3 protein-coding genes are annotated in these 6,826 nt (G+C 72.9%); 1 reads left to right on the top strand and 2 read right to left on the bottom strand.

The window, feature by feature from the left end; translation table 11 throughout:
* Positions 1 to 412: 412 nt before the first annotated feature.
* On the bottom strand, positions 413 to 1,672 hold the full coding sequence (tyrS, locus tag ACQSSQ_RS09330) for a tyrosine--tRNA ligase (RefSeq protein ID WP_431326754.1): 1,260 nt from the start codon (positions 1,670 to 1,672) through the stop codon (positions 413 to 415).
* A gap of 138 nt (positions 1,673 to 1,810) precedes the next feature.
* On the bottom strand, positions 1,811 to 3,211 hold the full coding sequence (locus tag ACQSSQ_RS09325; RefSeq protein ID WP_431326753.1) for an FAD-binding oxidoreductase: 1,401 nt from the start codon (positions 3,209 to 3,211) through the stop codon (positions 1,811 to 1,813).
* A 185-nt stretch (positions 3,212 to 3,396) separates the two neighbouring features.
* Between ACQSSQ_RS09325 and ACQSSQ_RS09320 the strand changes: the two genes are divergently transcribed.
* Entirely contained in the window at positions 3,397 to 6,810 is a 3,414-nt protein-coding gene (locus tag ACQSSQ_RS09320; RefSeq protein WP_431326752.1) for an ATP-binding protein, read from the top strand.
* Positions 6,811 to 6,826 lie beyond the last annotated feature (16 nt).

Raw genomic sequence — 6,826 nt, 5'->3', positions numbered from 1 at the left:
CCTGCCAAAAGGGTCTACTGATTATCTCGTCGACTTTTAGCACACTGTTGAGTTCTCAAACATCAGACACACAAAACCCTCAACCCACACAGGCATCAGATCAAGGCGCGACCCCCAAACCTACCAGAACTTTGCGCGGCGGCCAAGACGGCCACCGTTCGGTGGTCTCAGAGAGAGGGGGTGTGTCTGCCAGGGCCGCGGGCCCGGCCTTCTCGGCCTTGCCCGCCGCCGTCCCCGGCGACAAGAAGAACATTACGCGGAGGAAAACTGCGGGTCAAATCGGGGTCGTGTGTGCTGGCTCACAATCACTGTTTCCGCAGGTCAGAGGCGCTTTTCGGGCTGAACGGCCGAGGCCCGGCGCCGCACTGCGACACCGGGCCCCCGGGACCTCTCGGACAACTCCGGACACCGGTCAGGCCGAGGCCACCTCGACGCCCGCAACGGACTTCTTGCCGCGTCGCAGGACCACGAGGCCGCCGTGCAGGACGTTGTCGTCGATCACGGCCTCCTGATCCTCGGCGCGGACGTTGTTGACGTACGCACCGCCCTCCGTGACCGCACGACGAGCCGCCGACTTGCTGTCGACCAGCCCCGAGCTCACCAGGGCGTCGACGACCGACGTACCCCGAGGGACCTCCACGAGCCCCGCCTCGGTCAGGGCAGCGCGCAGGGTGGACTCGGGGAGGTCGACGAGCTCGGCACGACCGAACAAGGCCGCAGAGGCCTGCTCTGCCGCGCGTACCTCCTCCGGACCGTGCACGAGCGCGGTCACCTCGGCGGCCAGCCTCCGCTGCGCGATGCGCAGACCCGGCTTCTCCGCCGACTCCGCGGCGATCGCGTCGATCTCCTCGAGGTCGAGGAAGGTGAACTGCCGGAGGTACTCGACGACCTTGGAGTCCTCGGCCTGGATCCAGGTCTGGTAGAAGGCGTACGGCGAGAGCATCTCGGGGTCGAGCCACAGCGCTCCCCCGGTCGACTTCCCGAACTTCGTGCCGTCGGCCTTCGTGATCAGCGGCGTCGACAGCGCGTGGACCTTGGCGCCCTCGGCGCGCCGGATCAGCTCGACTCCTGCGGTGATGTTGCCCCACTGGTCGCTGCCGCCGGTCTGCAGCGACGTGCCGTACCGGCGGTAGAGCTCGAGGTAGTCCATCGACTGCAGCAGCACGTAGCTGAACTCGGTGTAGCTGATCCCGGCCTCGAGGCGGCTGGCCACGACCTGCCGGTCGAGCATGCGGTTGACCGGGAAGTGCTTGCCGACGTCGCGGAGGAAGTCGATGACGTTGACGTCCTTCGTCCAGTCGAGGTTGTTGACCACGAGCGCGGCGTTGTCGCCTTCGAAGGAGACGTAGCGCTCGACCTGCCCCCGGATGCGCTCGACCCAGTCCGCGACGGTCTCGCGGCTGTTGAGCGTCCGCTCCCCCACGTCGCGCGGGTCGCCGATCAGGCCGGTCGAACCGCCGACCAGGATGAGCGGACGGTGGCCGGCCAGCTGGAGCCGGCGCGCGGTGAGGAGCTGCAGCAGGTTGCCCATGTGGAGACTGGGCGCCGTCGGGTCGAACCCCACGTAATAGGTGACCGGCCCCGCGGACAGATCGGCGCGCAGGGCGTCGCGGTCTGTCGAGTGCGCGACGAGTCCTCGCGCCTCGAGGTCGTCCAGGACGTGGGTGGTCACGGTGTCTCCTCTGGGCTGGTGCCCGGTCGACCGTCGACCGGGGCCTGCTGCCAGTCTGCCGCACCAGGGCACACCGCCCGCACAGGACGGGGCCGTCGGTCGTCCCCCGATCGACCGACGGCCCCTGGCTCAGCGTGCTCAGGCGAGACCCACGGCGGCCCGGAACAGACCGGTCGGGTCCTCGTCCGCCATCACCTCGGCCAGACGCGTACGGTCCGCGTGCGAGGCGCTGCGCTCGAGCGTGTCCCAGGCTGCGACAAGGGTGGATCCGACCGCGCCGGCCGTCCACGGGCGCAGCGCGGCGGCCACCTCGTCGAAGGCGTCTCGGACCATCGGCTCGATCGCCGGGTCCGGGACCAGCGACAGGGCGGTGGCGATGAACTCCGACGGCACACCGGTCATCAGGCCGTCCCGGCGCCCGGCCCGTGCCGGACCGAGGTGGCGCAGCTGGACCTGCATGATCCCGCCCGGCTTCCCCGCGACGGCGAGGAGCGCCTCGATCGTCTCCGGCGTGACCTCCCCCAGCGCCATCCCGCGGTGCGCCGCGGGCATCGGGTCGACGGGCTCCTCGCAGATGTCGCCGACCTCCGACGCAGAACGCTCGCCGACGGTGTCGTACACGACGATGCCGGCGGCCCGGATCGGCGCGAGCACGCGCTCGAGGCCCTCCAGGCCGTCGGTCGTGCACGACTCGACGACCACGAACGACTGTCCGCGTACCTCGTCGGGCACGAACGGCACGTCGGGGACGTGGACGAGCGAGGCCCACAGCGAGATCGCGGCGTCGGCGGCCCCCGTCGCCGCCGCGTACGCGTTCAGGACGCTGCGCGCGTCGGCGATCGGGAAGAGCATGCGGCCGCCGGCGATGGCGGGCGCGTGGTGCAGGTCGATCTCGACCGCGGTCACGTAGGCGACGTTGCCGCCACCACCGCGCAGCGCCCACATCAGCTCGGGGTCGGTCGCGTCGTCGACGCGGCGCGCGCACCCGTCGGCATCGACGATCTCCGCCGCGCGCAGCGAGTCCGCGCCCATCCCGAAGGGGCGGGTGAACCAGGAGTAGCCGCCCTGCAGCGTGTAGCCCACGACGGAGACGTCGGGGTTCGAGCCGATCATGCCGGTCAGGTCCGTGCCGTCGAGCGCGGCCTGCAGCGCGCCCCACCGGACGCCGGCGCCGACCCGCGCCGTGCGGGCGACGAGATCGATCTCGATGGTCTCGAGCCCGCTGCTGCGGACGACGATGCTGCCGGCGAGGCGTCCCGACGCGCCGTGGCCACCGGCCTGCGGCGCGACGCTCAGGCCGTACGCCCGGGCGAACCGGACGGCCGCTGCGACGTCGTCGGCGCTCTCGGCGAGGACGACGGCGCACGGCGCCTGGTCGACGGCGAGGTTCCAGGCGAGGCTGGTCTCGGCCCATCCGGGGTCGCCGGGCAGGACGAGACGGTGTCCGAGCTGCACGCGCAGGGCGTCGAAGTCGACGTCCGCGGCGCGCTCGGTCTGACGACCCGGTCGGATCCCGATCGTGTCGGTCGTTGTGGTCATGGTGCTTCCTTGCTCCCTGGCCGGCGACGTGCCGGCGCTCTCAGTGACGCCGACTACCGTGCGCCGCCGTCCTTGAGGTGTCCTTGGGATCGCCTTGAGGCCGTCCTGGGGTCCCGGCCCGGGACCGTGACGGAGCATCGGAAAAGCCCTCACCGAGAACGGGGTGCGACCTATGCTTCTGAGCCATGTGGCTCGCAGTGCTCGGCCCGGTCGAGATGCACCGCGAGCAGGCCTCGTCGCCGGTCGCGCTCGGGACGCGCAAGCACCGCGTCCTGCTCGCGGCGCTCGCGCTCGGCGTCGGCAACGTCCAGAGCGTCGACACGCTCATCGACTACCTGTGGGGCGACCATCCGCCCGACGGGGCGCTCGGCACCCTGCAGTCGTACGTCTCCGGGCTGCGCCGTGCCCTGGGGACAGCCCTGGTGGCCGGTGAGGAGCCCCCGCTGCGCACCAGCAACGGCGGCTACGTCCTGGACCCCGCGGCCGTCGTCATCGACGCCGCCACGAGCACGGGGCTGCTCCAGGACGCCCACCGCCGGCTCGGCCCGCTGGCCCGCGACGCCATCCCCGGCTCGGGTGTCGTCGCGGACGACGTGCTCGACGCGGTGCGCAGCGACCTGGAGGATGCGACGTCGAGCTGGCGCGGCCGGGCGTACGACGAGCTGGGCGACCACCCGCAGGCCGTCGCCGAGCGTGCCCGGCTCGACGAGCTGCGCCTGGTGGGCCTGGAGGACCTCGCAGTGGTGCGTCTGGCCCAGGGCGAGCACGCGACGGTCGCCGCCGAGCTCGAGGCGCTGACCGCCCAGCACCCGCTGCGCGAGCGCCTCTGGACGTTGCGGGCGGTGGCGCTCGCGCGTACGGGTCGTCAGGCGGATGCTCTCGAGGTGGTCCGCCGGCTCACCACGACGCTCGACGAGGAGCTGGGACTGCAGCCGACCGCTCTGGTCCGGGACACGCAGACCGCGATCCTGCGTCAGGACCCGCTGGTGGCCTGGGCGGAGCGGCGTACCCCGATCGCCGACGTCTCGGCGCCTGCGGCGGTCGCGTCGGGCGGGACGGCCGTCGCGGAGACGGTCACGTTGCCGGCGACGGACGGACCGCCCGTACGCCGAGGCGAACCGCGGCTCCCGGGGCTGCCGGCCTGGCCGATGGTGGGACGCGACGCCGAGGTCGGCACGCTCCTCGACCGGCTGGAGGCCGCCGACGCGGGCGAGCCGCAGTTCGCGACCGTCGTCGGCGAGCCAGGGATCGGCAAGTCGCGTCTGGTCGCCGAGGTGATGGCCCGGGCACGGGCGCGCGGGGCGCGCGTCCTCGTCGGCCGCTGCTCCTCCGACAGCGGCGCCCCTCCCCTGTGGCCGTGGGAGTCGGTGCTCGACGGGCTGGGCGAGACGCTGCCGGTCGCCGGACCGGAGGACGTCGCCGACCCCGACAGCGGGCGCTTCGCGGCGTGGGACCACATCTGCCGTCGGATCCTCGCGGCAGCCGCCGAGGGGACGGTCGTCGTCGCCCTCGACGACCTCCAGTGGGCCGATCCTTCGTCTCTGCGGGTCCTGCGGCACCTCTGCTCGGTCGCGGACCACGGGCGTCTGCTCGTCCTCATCACGCTGCGGGCGCACCCCGAGCCGTACGGTCAGCTGGCCGAGACGATGGAGGCGCTGGCCCGCCGCCACGCCGCGTCGCTGCGCCTGAAGGGGCTGACCGTCGAGGACACCGCCGAGGTCCTCGCGGCCGTCGCCGAGCGTCCGGTCTCCGCACGCACGGCCTCGACGATGCGGGACCGGACGGAGGGCAACCCGTTCTTCGTGGTGGAGTACGCCCGGCTCCTCGGGGACGAGGCCGACCTCGAGCACGAGCCGCCGACCGCGGTCTCGGACGTCGTACGCCGTCGGCTGGCCGTGGTGCCCGGGTCGACGCTCGACGTGCTGCGGCACGCCGCGGTGGTCGGGCGCCGGTTCGACCTGGCGACGGTGATGGCGAGCACCGGGCTGACCGACCTCGACGTGCTCGACCGGCTCGAGCCCGCGACCACCGCAGGCATGCTGCGTGACGAGGGTGACGACCGGTTCCGGTTCTCCCACGCGCTCGTGCGCGACGCCGTGTACGCCTCGCTCTCGCCGTCACGGCGGCAGCGGATGCACGCCCGGATCGCGGAGGCGCTGGCCGGGGACCGGCGGGCGTCGGAACGGGTCGCCGAGATCGCCCGGCACTGGGCGGAGGCCGGCGCGGAGCATGCGGCGCAGGCCTGGACCTCGGCGTACCGGGCAGCGCTCTCCGCGCAGCGGCTGCACGGCCACGACGAGGCCGCGGACCTCCTGCACCTCGCGCTGACGCGGATCGACCTCGATCCCGACGCGACGCCGGCGGACCGGTACGAGCTGCTGCTCGCGCTCGCTGACGCGGCCCGCTGGGCGGCGCGCTGGGACGAGCTCACCGACGCCGTCGAGGAGGCGATCGCGGTGGCCGACGAGATCGGGGACCCGACGCTCCTCGCCCGCGCCGCGGTCGCGACCACGCGGGGCGCGCTCTGGCAGAGCAGGACGTTCGGGGAGACCAAGCAGGCCGTCGTCGACGCGCAGCGCCGGTCGCTCGCGGCACTCCCCGAGGACGACTCGCCGGTGCGCTGCACCCTGCTCATCAGCCTCGCGAACGAGCTCTACTACACGGCGAGCGAGGACGAGTGCCAGGAGCTGGTGGCCGACGGCCTCGCGATGGCGCGGCGTCTCGACGACGACGCCCTCGTGATGGAGATGTGCTCGGCAGCGTTCCTCGCGATCTGGCACCCGTGGACCGCGCACCAGCGGCTCGAGCTGGCGGAGGAGGCGGTGCAGATCGCACGCCGGCTCGGCGACGCGCGGTCGGAGACGATGGCCCTCGCGCAGCGTGCCGCCGTCTACAGCGAGCTCGGCATGGTGACGCAGATGGAGCAGGACCTCGTCGAGGGCCGTCAGCTCGCGCGGCTGCTGCAGCTCCCGTACGCGCTGTGGTTCCTCGACTGCATGCGCATCCCGTGGCTGGCGATGCGGGGCGACCTCGAGGCAGCCCGGACGCAGCTCGACGAGCTCTACACCGTGATCGACACCATCGCGGTCCCCCACAAGCACGACGCCGTCGCCGGGCTCATGGTCGTGGTCGCGATCTGGTCCGGCCTCGACGGCGAGACCAGCGCCGGGCTCGACGAGCTCGTGGCCTCCGCCGCGGTCCCGGTCCACATGGCGGCGACAGGGTTCCTGACGCGGCTGGGCAACCTCGACGCCGCACGGGCGATGTACGAGGCGACGAAGCCGACCGTGGACGACGACAGCTGGATCGCGCCGATGATCTGGGGCTTCGGCGCGGAGGTCGCGCTGGCGCTCGGGCTGCCCGACCTCGCGGCACAGGCGTACGCGCGCCTCGCGCCGATCGCCGGCGGCGTCCTCAGCGCGGGGTCGACGATGGCGATGGGTCCGGTCGACGCGTTCCTCGCGCTCGCGGCCGCGGCCACCGGTGACCGGGAGCGGGCGGCGCGCCACGCGGACGACGCGCTCGCGCTTGCCCGCGAGTGGGACGTCCCGCTGGTGGAGGAGTGGCTCCTCCACCAGCGGGACGCGTACCGCTTCTGAGCCGTCGCGCACCCGG

Origin of the sequence: Mumia spirodelae, from assembly GCF_050632745.1 — a bacterium.
Taxonomy (GTDB): Bacteria; Actinomycetota; Actinomycetes; order Propionibacteriales; family Nocardioidaceae; genus Mumia.
Note: the sequence above shows the minus strand (reverse complement) of the source record. Positions and strands in the feature narration are given on the sequence as shown.

Coding starts and splice junctions, on each gene's coding strand:
- ACQSSQ_RS09325 (WP_431326753.1), bottom strand. CDS start 3,211: ATGACCACAACGACCGACACGATCGGGATCCGACCGGGTCGTCAGACC.
- ACQSSQ_RS09320 (WP_431326752.1), top strand. CDS start 3,397: ATGTGGCTCGCAGTGCTCGGCCCGGTCGAGATGCACCGCGAGCAGGCC.